Origin of the sequence: Paraburkholderia sp. EG286A (genome assembly GCF_040965375.1) — a bacterium.
GTDB lineage: Bacteria > Pseudomonadota > Gammaproteobacteria > Burkholderiales > Burkholderiaceae > Paraburkholderia.
Genome location: NZ_JBFRCB010000004.1, coordinates 413,058 through 426,176 on the forward strand (window position 1 = coordinate 413,058; position 13,119 = coordinate 426,176).

Annotated in this window: 16 protein-coding genes; 12 read left to right on the forward strand and 4 right to left on the reverse strand. The window is 67.2% G+C overall.

Annotated elements, in window-relative coordinates; all coding sequences use genetic code 11:
• The first annotated feature begins 61 nt into the window (after positions 1–61).
• The 3 genes from AB4Y35_RS20765 to AB4Y35_RS20775 are packed head-to-tail and all read left to right on the forward strand — an operon-like array spanning position 62 to position 3,677.
• The gene (locus tag AB4Y35_RS20765) at positions 62–1,270 is read left to right on the forward strand and encodes a YbfB/YjiJ family MFS transporter (protein ID WP_368705718.1); all 1,209 of its coding nucleotides are present in this window, start codon (positions 62–64) and stop codon (positions 1,268–1,270) included.
• Positions 1,267–2,547 (forward strand): MFS transporter, encoded by a 1,281-nt coding sequence (locus tag AB4Y35_RS20770; RefSeq protein ID WP_368705719.1) that lies wholly within the window; start codon positions 1,267–1,269, stop codon positions 2,545–2,547. Before AB4Y35_RS20765 ends, AB4Y35_RS20770 begins: the two co-directional genes overlap by 4 nt.
• Before the next feature lie 29 nt (positions 2,548–2,576).
• Complete coding sequence (locus AB4Y35_RS20775) at positions 2,577–3,677, forward strand: NAD(P)H-dependent flavin oxidoreductase (protein ID WP_368705720.1); 1,101 nt, start codon at positions 2,577–2,579, stop codon at positions 3,675–3,677.
• Positions 3,678–3,764: 87 nt separating this feature from the next.
• On the opposite strand, the gene AB4Y35_RS20780 is transcribed toward AB4Y35_RS20775, so the two are convergent.
• Positions 3,765–4,229, reverse strand: a complete 465-nt coding sequence (locus tag AB4Y35_RS20780) for a RidA family protein (protein WP_368705721.1) — start codon at positions 4,227–4,229, stop codon at positions 3,765–3,767.
• 101 nt (positions 4,230–4,330) lie between these two features.
• Here AB4Y35_RS20780 and AB4Y35_RS20785 point away from each other — a divergent pair, with 101 nt between their 5' ends.
• Together AB4Y35_RS20785 and AB4Y35_RS20790 are read left to right on the forward strand one after the other, a co-directional pair.
• Entirely contained in the window at positions 4,331–5,287 is a 957-nt protein-coding gene (locus AB4Y35_RS20785; protein ID WP_368705722.1) for a LysR substrate-binding domain-containing protein, read from the forward strand.
• Between the two features lie 132 nt (positions 5,288–5,419).
• Positions 5,420–6,559 carry a hypothetical protein gene (locus AB4Y35_RS20790; RefSeq protein ID WP_368705723.1) on the forward strand — a complete coding sequence of 380 codons (1,140 nt, stop codon included), beginning with the start codon at positions 5,420–5,422 and terminating at the stop codon, positions 6,557–6,559.
• Positions 6,560–6,650: 91 nt separating this feature from the next.
• Here the strand turns inward: AB4Y35_RS20790 and AB4Y35_RS20795 are convergent, their stop codons facing one another.
• Entirely contained in the window at positions 6,651–7,010 is a 360-nt protein-coding gene (locus AB4Y35_RS20795; protein ID WP_368705724.1) for a hypothetical protein, read from the reverse strand.
• Between the two features lie 174 nt (positions 7,011–7,184).
• On the opposite strand from AB4Y35_RS20795, the gene AB4Y35_RS20800 reads away from it, so the two are divergent.
• From AB4Y35_RS20800 to AB4Y35_RS20830, 7 genes are all read left to right on the forward strand, one after another.
• Positions 7,185–7,724: a DUF4142 domain-containing protein gene (locus AB4Y35_RS20800; protein WP_368706126.1), complete on the forward strand. Its 540-nt coding sequence runs from the start codon at positions 7,185–7,187 to the stop codon at positions 7,722–7,724.
• Positions 7,721–8,053: a cupredoxin family copper-binding protein gene (locus AB4Y35_RS20805; protein WP_368705725.1), complete on the forward strand. Its 333-nt coding sequence runs from the start codon at positions 7,721–7,723 to the stop codon at positions 8,051–8,053. The genes AB4Y35_RS20800 and AB4Y35_RS20805 overlap by 4 nt, the downstream gene beginning before the upstream one ends.
• A complete protein-coding gene (locus tag AB4Y35_RS20810) occupies positions 8,050–8,769 on the forward strand; it encodes an RNA polymerase sigma factor (protein ID WP_368705726.1) in 720 nt (239 codons plus the stop codon). Before AB4Y35_RS20805 ends, AB4Y35_RS20810 begins: the two co-directional genes overlap by 4 nt.
• 149 nt (positions 8,770–8,918) lie before the next feature.
• Positions 8,919–9,989 (forward strand): MBL fold metallo-hydrolase, encoded by a 1,071-nt coding sequence (locus tag AB4Y35_RS20815; protein WP_368705727.1) that lies wholly within the window; start codon positions 8,919–8,921, stop codon positions 9,987–9,989.
• 22 nt (positions 9,990–10,011) lie between these two features.
• Entirely contained in the window at positions 10,012–10,275 is a 264-nt protein-coding gene (locus tag AB4Y35_RS20820) for a hypothetical protein (protein ID WP_368705728.1), read from the forward strand.
• A 112-nt stretch (positions 10,276–10,387) separates the two neighbouring features.
• On the forward strand, positions 10,388–11,254 hold the full coding sequence (locus AB4Y35_RS20825; protein ID WP_368705729.1) for an AraC family transcriptional regulator: 867 nt from the start codon (positions 10,388–10,390) through the stop codon (positions 11,252–11,254).
• A gap of 39 nt (positions 11,255–11,293) precedes the next feature.
• Positions 11,294–11,899 carry a hypothetical protein gene (locus AB4Y35_RS20830; RefSeq protein ID WP_368705730.1) on the forward strand — a complete coding sequence of 202 codons (606 nt, stop codon included), beginning with the start codon at positions 11,294–11,296 and terminating at the stop codon, positions 11,897–11,899.
• 33 nt (positions 11,900–11,932) lie between these two features.
• On the opposite strand, the gene AB4Y35_RS20835 is transcribed toward AB4Y35_RS20830, so the two are convergent.
• Both AB4Y35_RS20835 and AB4Y35_RS20840 read right to left on the reverse strand, forming a co-directional pair.
• Positions 11,933–12,112: a hypothetical protein gene (locus AB4Y35_RS20835; protein ID WP_368705731.1), complete on the reverse strand. Its 180-nt coding sequence runs from the start codon at positions 12,110–12,112 to the stop codon at positions 11,933–11,935.
• 26 nt (positions 12,113–12,138) lie between these two features.
• Complete coding sequence (locus tag AB4Y35_RS20840) at positions 12,139–12,891, reverse strand: hypothetical protein (RefSeq protein WP_368687233.1); 753 nt, start codon at positions 12,889–12,891, stop codon at positions 12,139–12,141.
• Positions 12,892–13,119 lie beyond the last annotated feature (228 nt).

Below are 13,119 nucleotides of genomic sequence, written 5' to 3' on the forward strand. Positions count from 1 at the left end.
TAACCTAGACTGGCTCCCATGTTCAGCGGGTGCTTCATTGCAAGCGCTCCCGGGAGTCGTCATGCATCAAGCCGTCTCGAATCCGTCCGCGCCTGCGGCCTACAACGTCTGGCGGGGCACGCTCGCCGGGGCCAGCGCAAGCCTCATCGGGATTGGCCTCGCGCGTTTCGCCTATACGCCGTTGCTGCCCGCCATCATCGGCGCCCACTGGTTCCCCGCCTCGACCGCCGCCTACCTCGGCGCCGCCAACCTGGGCGGCTATCTGGCCGGTGCGCTGCTCGCGGGCGCGATGGTCCGCGCCGCCAAACCCGCCAACGTGCTGCGCGCGATGATGCTGCTCGCGACCCTCGCCTTCGTCGCCTGTGCGGTGCCCGTTTCGTTCCTGTGGTTCTTCATCTGGCGCTTCGCCTCGGGCCTGTCGGGCGGCGCGCTGATGGTGCTCGCCGCACCCACGATCCTCGCGCACGTGCCGGCGGCGCGCCGCGGCTTTGCGAGCGGCGGCATCTTCACGGGCATCGGGCTCGGCATTGCCGCCTCGGGCACGATCGTGCCGATTCTGCTGCGCCAGGGCCTGACGGCCACGTGGCTCGGGCTTGCCGTCGTCTCGCTGCTGCTCACGGCCGTGGCGTGGAACGGCTGGCCCGAGCACGGCACGCCGGCGCACGCTCACGCGCCTTCGCGCTTCGAGCACGCCAAGGCTTACCCCCGCACACAGCTGCGCGCGCTCTATGCCGAATACGGGCTGAATGCCGTGGGGCTCGTGCCGCACATGATCTTCCTCGTCGACTATGTGGCGCGCGGGCTGGGCCGCGGCGTGGATGCCGGCGCCGAGTTCTGGGTGCTGTATGGCATCGGCGCGATCGTCGGCCCGCTCGCGGCGGGGCACCTCGCCGACCGCGCCGGCTTCGGTCCGGCGCTGCGCGCCGCGTATCTGGTGCAGGCCGTGGCGGTCGCGATTCCGGCGCTCGGCCTCTTCGGTCCTGCGGGGCTCATGGTTTCCGCCGTGCTGGTGGGCGCCTTCACGCCCGGCATCGTGCCGCTGGTGCTCGGCCGCGTGAACGAGCTGCTCGCGCATCATCCGTCCGCCGTGAAGGGCGCGTGGAGCCGCGCCACGACGAGCTTCGCCGTGATGCAGGCCGTTGCCGCCTACGGGCTGTCGTTCGTGTTCTCGTCGAGCGGCGGCAACTACCTCGTGTTGTTCGCGATCGGCGCCGCGGCGCTCGTGCTCGCGCTCTTCATCGATCTCTTCTCCGCGTTGAGGGCCAGGTGAATACCACCGTTTCTTCTCCCGTGGCTGCACTCCAGCAGACAAAGCCGCAGCCGCGCGGCTACTCCGAGCGCAATGCGCAGTACTGGCAGCGCAATCTCGTCGTGTGCGTGATCGGCTCGTTCACGACGCTCGTGAGCCTCAGCATGCTGCTGCCGTTCCTGCCGCTCTACGTGCGGCAGCTCGGCGTGAGCTCCCAGTCCGCCGTGATCCAGTGGTCGGGCGTGGCATTCGGCGCGACCTTCCTCGGCACGGCGCTCACCGCGCCGGTCTGGGGCCGCCTCGCCGACCGTTATGGCCGCAAGCCCATGCTCGTGCGCGCCGCCATCGGCATGGCGGTGGTGATGTCGTTGATCGGCGTGGCGCACAATGTGTACGAGCTCGTCGCGCTGCGTCTGATCGCCGGCCTCGTGGGTGGCTACGCGTCGGCTTCCACGGTGATGGTCGGCACCCAGGCGCCGCGCGAGCGCGCGGGCTGGGCGCTCGGCATTCTTTCGACGGGCGCGCTCGCGGGCAATCTCGTCGGGCCGCTGGTGGGCGGCGTGCTGCCCGGCTGGATCGGCATTCGCGGCACCTTTTTCGCCGGCGGCGCGATGATCGCCGTGGCGGCGCTCCTGACCATCTTCGTGGTGAAGGAAGAGTTTCATCCAGAAAGCGACGCGAAACCGCACGCAAGCAATGCGGCGGCCGGTGCGGGCAGCGGCGCGCGCCGTCCGGACTACGCGGTGGTGGCCGCGCTGCTCGTGACCGCGATGATGGTGCTGCTCGCCAACATGTCGATCGAGCCCGTCATCACGGTGTATATCGGCAGTCTGGGTGTGGGCGCGGCGCATCTCGCGCGCGTGGCGGGCGTGGTCATGGCATGCTCGGCGCTTGGCAGCATGCTCACGGCGGCGCGCCTCGGCGCACTGGCCGACCGCTTCGGGAGCTGGCGCGTGATCGTCGCCTGCCTCGTGCTCACGGGGCTCGCGATGGTGCCGCAGGCGTTCGTCACCCACTGGTGGCAGCTCGCGGGCCTGCGCGTGGTGATGGGCATGACGCTCGCGGGACTCTTGCCGTCCATCGGCAAGCTCGCGCGGCAGTCGGTGGACGAAAGCAAAACGGGCCGCATGCTCGGCTATTTGCAGTCGGCGCAATTCAGCGGCCAGGTGGTGGGCCCGGTGATCGGCGGCGTGATCGGCGTTCACTTCGGCCTGCACGCCGTGTTCTTCGCGACCGGCGCGCTGCTGGTCGCATGCGGTGGACTCGCGCACTGGGCGCAGCGCCGCGCTCACGCTTGAAACGGGAACGGATCCGGAGGGAACGCAATATGAGCACTCAAGTGGACCAGCGGGCGTTGCTGCGCTCGCTCGGCATTCAGAAGCCGATCATCCAGGCGCCCATGGCGGGCACCACCACGCCGGCGCTGGCCGCCGCCGTGTCGAATGCGGGCGCGCTCGGCTCGCTGGGCGTGGCCGCGATGAACGCGGAGAACGCGCGCCGCGCGATCCACCAGACGCGCGAGCTGACGGCGAAGCCCTTCAACATCAACGTGTTCTGCCATCGCCCGGCTACGCCCGACGCGGCCGTGGAGCGCGCGTGGCTCGACTGGCTCGCGCCGGTGTTCGAGCAATACGGCGCGAAGCCGCCCGCGTCGCTCTCGGAGATCTACACGAGCTTCGTCGTGGACAAGGCCATGCAGACCATGCTGCTCGAAGAGAAGCCGGCGGTGGTGAGCTTCCATTTCGGCCTGCCGTCCGATGCGGTGATCGCCGAACTCAAGCACGCGGGTATCCGTTTGTTTGCGAGCGCAACCAGTCTCGACGAAGCGGCCGCAGCGGTGGAGGCGGGCGTCGATGCGATCGTCGCGCAGGGTGTGGAGGCGGGCGGCCATCGCGGCGTGTTCGACCAGAATGCCCGCGATGACGGCCTCGGCACGTTCGCGCTCACGCGCCTGCTGGTGAGCGAATTCGACGTGCCCGTGATCGCGGCGGGCGGCATCATGGACGGCGCGGGCATTGCCGCCGCGCTCGCGCTGGGCGCGCAGGCGGCGCAACTGGGCACGGCGTTCGTGGCCTGCCCGGAGAGCGCGGCCGACGAAGGCTATCGGGCCGCCTTGCTCGGCGACGCGGCGCGCCATACGACGTTCACCTCGGCGATCTCGGGGCGGCTCGCGCGCAGCATCGTCAACCGCTTCACCGCGCTTGGCGAGGACCCCAAGGCGCCGCGCGTGCCGTCTTATCCGATCACTTACGACGCGGGCAAGGCGCTGATCGCGGCTGCGAAGGCCACGGGAGAATCCGGCTACGGTGCGCAGTGGGCGGGCCAGGCCGCGCCGCTCGCGCGCGCGTTGCCGGCGGCGGAGCTGGTGGCGCAACTGGAGCGCGAGACGCGCGAGAGCATCGCACGGTTGCAGTCGGTGTTCGCTTGAGCGGCATTCGATAAACGCAAACGGGGACATCGGCACGCGCGATGGATGCGCGTGCCGATGTTCCTTTAGGTGTCGGCAAAGACGGCTTCAGGCAGGCAGAATCTGCGCGATCACCACGAGTTCGACGGGCAGATCGAGGGGCAGTCGGGGAGGCGCGAACGCGGAGCGTGCGTGCCCGGCCTTCTCGCCGAGCACGGCGGCGAAGAGGTCCGACGCGGCGTCGAGCACGACGGGCTGCTCGAGAAAGCCTTCGGCGCTGCTCACGTGGCCTTCCATGCGCACGATGTGATGCAGGCGCTCGAAGCTGCCCAGGTGCCGCTTGATCTGCGCAAGCACGTTCAAGGCGGTGAGCTGCGCGGCCTCGCGGCCCTGTTCGAGCGTCAGCTCCGCGCCCACGCGTCCGCTCCAGCGCAGCTTGCCGTCGACGAGCGGTCCCTGGCCGGAGATGAAGAGCAGATTGCCCGCCTCGGAAGCTGCTCTGTAGTTGCCGAGCGGTTGCGGCGCGGTGGGCAGGGCGAGACCGAGATCGGCAAGTTTTTGTTCGACGGACACGATGTTCTCCTCCAGGGGTGATGAGTATTCGCCTATGTGGGACGCTTCAGGATAGAACTAAAGCATCGGGCGCGAACTGAAGCAATCAGGAGAAAACGGGCATGCAACGCAAATTCGACGATCTGCTGCTGGGCAGCATCGAACTGTTCTGCCAGGCGGCGGAGCTGGGCAGCTTCACGCTGGCGGCCAATGCGGCGAGCGTCACGCCCGCCGCGGTGAGCCGATCCGTGGCGCGGCTCGAAGAGCGGCTCGGCGTACGCCTGTTCGTGCGCACGACGCGCCAGATCCGCCTGACCGATGCGGGGCGGCGCTACTTCGAGCAGTGCCGCCAGGCGCTCTCGCAACTGGTGGATGCGGAGCGCGAAGTCACGGGCGAACAGACCACGCCGGCCGGCGTGCTGCGCATCAGCATGCCCACGCCCTACGGGCACTATCGCGTGCTGCCGCTCTTGCCGGCATTTCGCGAGCGCTATCCGGAGGTGCAGGTCGACACGCATCTGAGCAACCGCAACATCGACTTCGCAGACGAAGGCTTCGACCTGGCGATTCGCGGACGCGCGCCCGCCGATTCCAACCTCGTGGCGCGCAAGCTCGAAGACGCGGAGATGGTGGTGGTGGCCACGCCCGCCTATCTGAAGCGCGCGGGCGTGCCGAAGACCGTGGCGGATCTGCAGTCGCACGAATGCATACAGTTCGAACTGCCAAGTAGTGGCCGCCATCTTGCGTGGACGTTCGACGGCAATGCCAATGAAGACGGCGATGTGATCACGAGCGGAAGTTACGGAACGTCGGGCGACGCGCTCGCCGGCGTGACGCTCGCGCGCGCGGGGGCGGGGTTGTTCCAGACGTATCGCTTTGTGGTGGCGGACGACCTGCGAGAAGGCAGGCTCGTGGAAGTGCTGCGCGAGGAGGGCGGACGTACCCGGCCTTTCATTCTGCTGTATCCGCACGCGCGTTATTTGACGTCGCGGGTGCGGGCGTTCGTGGACTTTCTGGTGGAGCAACTGGCGGCGCCTGCGCTTGCGCCGAAAGCGAAAATCGGCGTGGCAAAGCGTTGAAGCGCGTTTAGCGGAATAGCCCCGCCTGCGGATCGTTTACGCAAGACGCGGGGCGCGCGAAGCATGGTGCGTTCACTGGCCGCGCGAGTCGTCCTGGCGTTCCGGACCGTCCCCGCGAGAAGGAGGTGTCAGATGAAAGCTTCTCGCTCGTTGTCTGCATGTCGTTCATACTTCGGCCGGAACCGGGCGGCGTTCGTGCCGCGACTGCGTCACCTGGCGTTGGGCGCCGGGCTCTTCGCCCTTGCGCTGGGAACCGTCCGCGCCGACGCCCTGCAGGCGATCCTGCCGCCGGCCTTCGCGACTTCGTCGACCGTACCGTCCAACGGCGACGTCAATCCGTATGGCATTGCATTCGTACCGTTCGGCGTGCCCTCGTGGAGCACGCTCAAACCCGGCGACGTGGTGGTGTCCAACTTCAATGCGCAATCGAATCTGCAAGGCACCGGTACGACGATCGTCAAGCTCGTTCCGAATAGCCAGCCGGTGACGTTCTTCCAGGGCGCGCACCTCGGTCTCACGACGGCGCTCGCCGTGCTGAGAAGCGGCTTCGTGCTGGTGGGCAATGTGCCGACCTCCGACGGCAAGAACGTCATCGCGCAGGGCTCGCTTCTCGTCATCAATCCGCAGGGCCGGCTCGTCAAGGAACTGAAAGATGCGCGGCTGCTCGACGGCCCCTGGGACCTCACCGTGCTCGACGGCGGGCAGTTCGTGAAGGTCTTCGTCTCGGATGTGCTCAATGGCACCGTCGCCCGGATCGACCTCGCGATCGGCGAGAACGGCGTGACGGAGTTGCCCTCCTCGACCATCGTCGCTTCGGGCTACCTGCATCGCACCGACCCGGCTGCACTCGTCGTCGGCCCGACGGGCCTCGCCTATGATGGTCAGCACGACGTGCTCTACGTCGCCTCGACGGGCGACAACGCGGTGTTCGCCATCTACGGCGCGGCGGGTGCGAATCATAGCGGCGGCGTGGGGCGGCTGATCTATCAGGACAACACCCATCTGCACGGACCGCTTGCCCTTGCGCTCGCCCCGAACGGGCATCTCGTCACGGCCAACGGCGACGCCGTGAACGCCGACCCGCAACAGCCCAGCGAGATCGTCGAATTCACCGTGGAAGGGCAGTTCGTCGCGCAGATGTCGGTCGATCCCACGGCGGGTTCCGCGTTCGGGCTCGCATTCGGCATGGACAGCCAGCACCACTCGCAGTTTGCCGCCGTAGACGACAGCACCAATGCGGCAACGGTCTGGACGTTGCGCACGGGTAACTGATCGACAACAATGCAACGTCACTTTCCTCGGCTCGCCCCGAAACACCGGGGCGGGCCGGGCAATGACAATCGATTAGCTAACCGAAATAATGTCAGGGCTTTACGGTGTGCCACATGCCTTTGAAGCCGTCGCCGTTCATCTGGCCGGCGTGCGTGTCCTTCGAGTAGCGATAGAGGGGGTGGCCCTTGTAGGTCCATTGATGCTTGCCGTCTTCGGCAGCGATCAGCCCCCAGTCGCCGCTGGCCTTGTCGTAGGGGTCGGCGAGCGCGGCCGGCCACATGCTTGCGCACGCACCGGCGCAGGCGCTTTTGCCTTGCATCGTGTCCTTGTCGAAGGTATAGAGCGTCATGCCGTCATCGTCGACGACCATGCCGTTGGTCACTTTCGGCGCTTCCGCGAACACCGCGATGGGCAGAAGGCAAGCCATGGCGCACAACAAGATTCTGGTCATGATTTCAGTCCTCTTAAGCACCCCGCCGGGATATCTGTAAAACGGCTGACAGCGGCCTTTCTTCCATTTTCGGTTTGCCAATGGGAACAGCCTCGCGATTCGTGACATCTATTTCCTCGAAGGCAGGTGAAACGCCCGCCGCCCATCGAGGAGAATCGTATGAACCCCATCAGAATGCTGCCAGGCGCGGCGCTCGCACTGGTGAGCCTGTTCGTGGGCGCGCTGTCGAGCATCCCGGCGCGCGCCCAGGGCGCGGGCCCGACCGATCCGCAGATCGCCGCGATCGTCGTGGCCGCGAACCAGGCCGACATCGACGCCGGCAAGCTGGCCGAATCGAAAACGCAGTCGAAAGACGTGAAGGCCTTCGCGCAACGCATGGTGGCCGACCATACCGCTGTGAATCAGGCAGCCGTCAAACTCGTGCACAAGCTGGGTGTCACGCCCGAAGCCAATCCGACCAGCGAGAGCCTGAAGCAGGGTGGCGAGGCCAACATGGCGAATCTCGAGACGCTCAAAGGCGCGGCGTTCGATCGCGCGTATATCGACCATGAAGTGACGTATCACGAACAGGTCATCGACGCGCTCGACAAGACGCTCATTCCCAGCGCGCAAAACGCCGAGCTGAAGGCCTTGCTCGTGAAGGTCCGCCCGGCGTTCGTCGCGCATCTGGACCACGCGAAGCACGTGCAGGCGACGCTCGCGACTTCGCAATGAGCCGCTTGCGCCGTGTTGCGCTGGGCGTGTGCGCAATCGTGTGTGCGGCCGGCGCCGGGCCAGCGGCGGCCGCCCGCTACGTCGTCGCCATCGAGCAGATGCGCTTCGATCCGCCGAGCGTGACGGTGCACGCCGGCGACAGCGTCGTGTGGGTCAACAAGGACCTCGTGGCGCACACGGTCACCGCCGACGCCAAAGCGTTCGACTCCGGCAGCATTGCGCCGGGTGCATCATGGCGATATGTCGCGAGCAAACGGGGCCGCCATGCCTACTCGTGCCAGTTTCATCCGGTGATGCATGGCACCGTGATCGTGGAGCCGGGACCATGACGAACCAGGAGGCGGCGCTGGCCGAAGCGCACACCAGCGGCCTGACGAGTGACGATGCGCGGATTGTGCGCCGCATCGTGGCGGGCGATCTTGCGGCTTTCGAGCTCCTGATGCGCCGCCACAACCGGCGCCTCTACCGGCTTGCGCGCGCCACGCTGCGCAACGACGCGGAGGCGGAAGACGCCTTGCAGGATGCGTATCTGAAAGCCTTCAGGGCGCTCGCGCAATTCCGCGGCGATGCGGCGCTCGCGACATGGCTCTCGCACCTCGTGCTCAACGAGTGCCTCGCCCGTCTGCGCCGCGAGGCCCGCCGCCACAACATGATGCCGATCGTGCCGGAGTGCCCGGACGAAGAGCAGATGGCTTTCGATATGGACCCGATGCACGCCCACGACGAAAACAGCCCCGAGCAGCAAGTCTCGCGTGCCGAGATCCGCGCCCTGCTCGAACGCAAGCTCGACACGTTGCCCGTAGGTTTTCGCACGGTGTTCGTGCTGAGGACCGTCGAGGAAATGAGCATCGAGGAAACGGCGCAGGTGCTGAATATCCCCGAGGCCACGGTGCGTAGCCGTCATTTCCGCGCGAGGAATTTGCTGCGCGAAGCGCTGGCCGAGGAGGTCGACCGGCTGGGTCCCGAGTTGTTCGAATTCGGCGGGGGATGCTGCGATCGCATTGTCGCTTCGGTGCTGCAGAAGCTCGGGCGGACCTGGCGCTGACCTGGCGCGGCGTTCGCATTGCCGGCCTCCCGCGCTTTGGTTCGCTGCCGAACAAATGCGGGTAGATCGCGCACGTCGAGCCGCCGGGTCGAAACCGGATGCGGCATACTGGAAAGCAAACCACGCGTTTGCCCAAACAGGGAGCCGCGATGATCTTTCGCCAGCTGTTCGACCCCGTATCGTCCACCTATACCTACCTGCTCGGCGACCCCGCAAGCGGCGAGGCGCTGCTGATCGACCCGGTCTACGAGCAGGTGCCGCGCGACCTCGCGCTGCTGCAGGAGCTGGGCTTGCACCTGCAGGCGACGCTCGACACCCATGTGCATGCCGACCATGTCACGGGCGCGTGGCGCTTGCGCGAGCGCAGCGGCAGCCAGATCGCGCTCGCCGACGTAGTGGGCGCCGAGGGCGTGAACCGTGCGCTGCGGCACGGCGATCGCATCGCCTTCGGCAAGCGGTATCTGGAAGTGCGCGCCACGCCCGGCCACACCAGCGGCTGCCTGACCTACGTGCTCGACGACGCGAGCATGGCCTTCACCGGCGACAGCCTGCTGATACGCGGCTGCGGCCGCACCGATTTTCAGGGCGGGAGCGCGGAGCAGCTGTTCACCTCGGTGCGCGAGCAGATCCTCACGCTGCCGGACGACTGCCTGCTTTACCCGGCGCACGACTACCGCGGCATCACGGTCACGAGCGTGGCGGAGGAGCGGCGCTTCAATCCGCGCCTGGGCGGCGACGTCGATCTCGGCGACTTCGCGGGCTACATGCACAACCTGAATTTGCCGCACCCCAAGCAGATGGCCGTCGCGGTGCCCGCCAACCTGCGCTGCGGCAAGCCCGAAGGCGACGCGCCGATCCAGGAAACGCCCGACTGGGCGCCGCTCACGCTGCGCTTTAGCGGCGTATGGGAAATCGAGCCCATGGCGCTGCTGGAGCATGCGGCCGCGCTGCAGATCGTCGACGTGCGCGAGGCGCCCGAGTTCATCGACCATCTCGGCCATCTGCCCGATGCGAAACTCGTGCCGCTCTCGGAGCTGATGGCGCGCATCGACGAGCTCGATCGCGACCGGCCGGTCGTGGCGGTGTGCCGCTCCGGCGTGCGCTCCGCGCAGGCAAGCGTATTGCTGACCAAGGCGGGCTTCGGCAAGGTGGCCAATCTCGCTGGCGGCATGTTGCGCTGGAAGGCCGAGGGATTGCCCGTCGCGCCGTGCAGCCCGTGATGACGCCCTCGAGGAGACCAACATGACCGCCCACGACTTCGCCGAGTTTTCCTGGGACGAACAGGAAGACGTCAAGGCTGTGCTCGCGAGCCGGGGCCTCGACCTGCGCGAGTTCCGCATCTCGGACCATGAGAAAAGGGCCGATGGCGGCGAGCGCGCGGCGATTCGCCAGGTATCCGTCACACGGATCGCCAACGGCAAGACGGCCACCTACGACACCGATCACTTCGCCCCGTGGATTACGGATTTCGACGAAGCGCTGCAGGCCGGCGAGTTCGACGACTGAACCCGATAGAGCGGGCCCCGAAGAGACCGAGGGCACGCTCTGTCCTCCGCGCATGGCTGGCGTACACTCGTGCCCTTGGGAAAGGAATCGGGAACAGGGAGCCAGGCTTGCCATGACGAACGCCACGGTGACTGAGGGCCGGAACGATCACTGGCTCGTCGCGCGGCGCGATGCGCAGACGGGCATCGAGAGTCTGCGCGCGCATTTCAGAGGCCACGCGTACGACCCCCACGATCACGACGACATGCTGATCGGCTATACGGAGCAGGGGGTGCAGCGCTTTCAGTGTCACCGGTCGCTGCATACGAGCGTGCCGGGCCGCGCGATCCTGATCGAGCCGGGCGCGCTGCACGACGGCCACGCGCCTGAGCCGGGCGGCTTCACCTACGCGATGCTGTACCTGCCCCAGCCGTGGGTCGAGCGTGCGGCGCGCAGGCTGAACATTGCGGGCCTGGGCGGCGTGGCGGCCGCTTTCGGCCAGACGCTCGTGGACGACCCGCGCCTGATCGAGGCGATCCGCCGTGCGTTTCTCGCGCTATACGGCGAGGAAGGCCGGCTCGCGCGTGACGTGGCGCTCGACCGCTTGCTGGAGCACCTGGGCGGCCATCTGCTCGATACGACCGCGGCGGCGCCTCCCGCTTCGCCCGCGCTGGCCCGTGTGCGCGATCTGCTGCACGAACACATGAGCGCGAACATCGGGCTCGATGAACTCGTCGACAACTCGGGCATCGACCGGTTTCGTCTGACGCGCCTGTTCCAGCGCGAGTTCGGCACGTCGCCCCATGCGTACCTGGTGCGCTTGCGCCTGCGCGCCGCGCGCAGGCTGCTGGCGGCGGGTCACACGCCGGCCCGGGTCGCCGCGGAAGTGGGTTTCGCCGACCAGAGCCATCTCGGCCGCTGGTTTCGCCGCGCGTACCGCATGACGCCGGCCACCTACCGGCGCATGTGCGCGCGCATGGACACGGACACGCCGGACTAAACGCATCCTGCAGGCCATGTCATATCGATTCCAGGCCCGATGACCGGCGCACACCACGACACCGCAGCGCTCTTTGGCGCGGCGGGTACGGCCATCTCGCTGTTCGCGGCCATTCCGTACGGACTCGCGATCTACCGGCGCAGCATCCGTCCGCATCTCTTTACATGGCTCGTATGGTCGGTCGTCACGGCCATTGCCGCCGCCGCGCAATTCGTGGCGGGCGCCGGGCCTTCCGCGTGGTGCACGGCGGCAATCGCCTTCACGTGTTTCCTTACGTTCGTGGCGAGCATTTTTCGCGGCGATAGAAACTGGACGAAAGCCGACTGGTTCTTTCTCGGCGCCGCGTTTTCGGCGATTCCCGTCTGGCTGCTCACTGCCGACCCCACGCTTTCGGTCGTCATCGTGACGTTGATCGAACTCGCGGGTCTCGGCCCGACCATGCGCAAGACGCTCCGCGATCCGTGGAGCGAAAGCCTGCTCTACTTCGCGCTGTGCGTTCTCAAATACCTGCTGGCGGTGCTGGCGCTGGAAAAGTGGACGGTGGCCGTCGCGTTTTATCCGGCCGTCAACCTCGCTGCCTCGATCTGGATTTGCACGCTGATGGCCGTGCGGCGCCGCGCGCTGGCGCATACGGGTATGCGTTAGCGCCTGTGATCGCGCTGCGCACCGGCGCTCGCGTTACGGCCGGTATAACCAGCTCGCCTGTTGCGTGCCGACGAATGCGCAAGCGCCGCCGGCAAACGCGGCGATGCCCAGCGACGGATAGCGGGCCGTAAAAGGGTGCACGCAGATCAGCGCGACGAACGTGAAGAGCCCGGTGAACATGCCGCGTTTGAACTTGACGGTGGTTTCTCGCACGGCGGCTCCTCGCGGGTAGCTCTGCGCTATCGGCTCAACGCGGCCTGCGCTCGTTGCAGCCACTCGCTATTGTGCTCGCGGGCGTGGCGCGGCCAGTGCTTCGCGTCGTGCACGATCTCGGCGTAAAGCTCGCGCGAGCGCTGGCGGTCGGCGTCGCCGGGCTGCTTTGCCAGCCAGTCGGCGAACAGGCAACGCGGGGCGGCGTCGCTCGCGCACGAGAGCGCGGCTTCGAACGCGGCGCGCGTGCCTGCTGCGCCGTTCGCGGCGAGCGCCCGTGCATACAGCAAGGAGGGATCCGGCTGCTGGCGGGCGACGGGCTGGACGGCGAACAGTTTTTCGAGCGTCTCCTGGGTGGCCGCGGCATGGCCGTTGGCAAACTGCGCGCGCGCGAGGCCCTCGAGCAACGCGGGATCGGATGCGAACGGCCCGGTGGCCGCCGCCTGGTAGTGCTCCAGCGCTTCGACGGCGTTGCCCGCGTCGAGCAGCGCAGCGCCCAGGCGCATACGGTGCGCGACGGTCGGCGCGCGGTCGAAATCGTTGCGCGCTTCCCGCACGGCGCGGTTGGGATCGACCAGTTGCGAGATGGCCCGGCCTGTCGCCCTCGCCCCGCGCGACTGGCGCAGGCTCGGCAGATAAATGACGAAGAAGTAGACGAGGCTGCCGAGGCCGGGGAACAGAAACAGGATCAGCAGCCAGTACATGTTCTGCTGGTTGCGGATGGCATGCACTGCAAAGAGCAGCGCGATGATGACGTAAAGGCTGATTCCGAAAATGCGCATGGACGAGAGGGCCCGGTGTGGTGCGTGGTTGTGTTAATGATACCTGCCGGCAGCTTGCGTTCGCGTGCAATCGCCATGTTATCGCGGCCTTGCGGATCGGCGACGGACGGATCGGCTCCCGCGTCGATCAACAGCGCAAGGGTAGCGAGCCGTTTGAACCGCGTGGCACGGAAAAGCGGCGTTTCGCCGTGCGCCTTGAAGCTCAGTCAGGGCGGAAACGAAAGCTGT

Bases quoted from the DNA above. Each gene is read 5' to 3' on its own strand.
- AB4Y35_RS20765 (WP_368705718.1), top strand. From the start codon at position 62: ATGCATCAAGCCGTCTCGAATCCGTCCGCGCCTGCGGCCTACAACGTC.
- AB4Y35_RS20775 (WP_368705720.1), top strand. From the start codon at position 2,577: ATGAGCACTCAAGTGGACCAGCGGGCGTTGCTGCGCTCGCTCGGCATT.
- AB4Y35_RS20785 (WP_368705722.1), top strand. From the start codon at position 4,331: ATGCAACGCAAATTCGACGATCTGCTGCTGGGCAGCATCGAACTGTTC.
- AB4Y35_RS20790 (WP_368705723.1), top strand. From the start codon at position 5,420: ATGAAAGCTTCTCGCTCGTTGTCTGCATGTCGTTCATACTTCGGCCGG.
- AB4Y35_RS20795 (WP_368705724.1), bottom strand. From the start codon at position 7,010: ATGACCAGAATCTTGTTGTGCGCCATGGCTTGCCTTCTGCCCATCGCG.
- AB4Y35_RS20800 (WP_368706126.1), top strand. From the start codon at position 7,185: ATGCTGCCAGGCGCGGCGCTCGCACTGGTGAGCCTGTTCGTGGGCGCG.
- AB4Y35_RS20805 (WP_368705725.1), top strand. From the start codon at position 7,721: ATGAGCCGCTTGCGCCGTGTTGCGCTGGGCGTGTGCGCAATCGTGTGT.
- AB4Y35_RS20810 (WP_368705726.1), top strand. From the start codon at position 8,050: ATGACGAACCAGGAGGCGGCGCTGGCCGAAGCGCACACCAGCGGCCTG.
- AB4Y35_RS20815 (WP_368705727.1), top strand. From the start codon at position 8,919: ATGATCTTTCGCCAGCTGTTCGACCCCGTATCGTCCACCTATACCTAC.
- AB4Y35_RS20820 (WP_368705728.1), top strand. From the start codon at position 10,012: ATGACCGCCCACGACTTCGCCGAGTTTTCCTGGGACGAACAGGAAGAC.
- AB4Y35_RS20825 (WP_368705729.1), top strand. From the start codon at position 10,388: ATGACGAACGCCACGGTGACTGAGGGCCGGAACGATCACTGGCTCGTC.
- AB4Y35_RS20830 (WP_368705730.1), top strand. From the start codon at position 11,294: ATGACCGGCGCACACCACGACACCGCAGCGCTCTTTGGCGCGGCGGGT.
- AB4Y35_RS20840 (WP_368687233.1), bottom strand. From the start codon at position 12,891: ATGCGCATTTTCGGAATCAGCCTTTACGTCATCATCGCGCTGCTCTTT.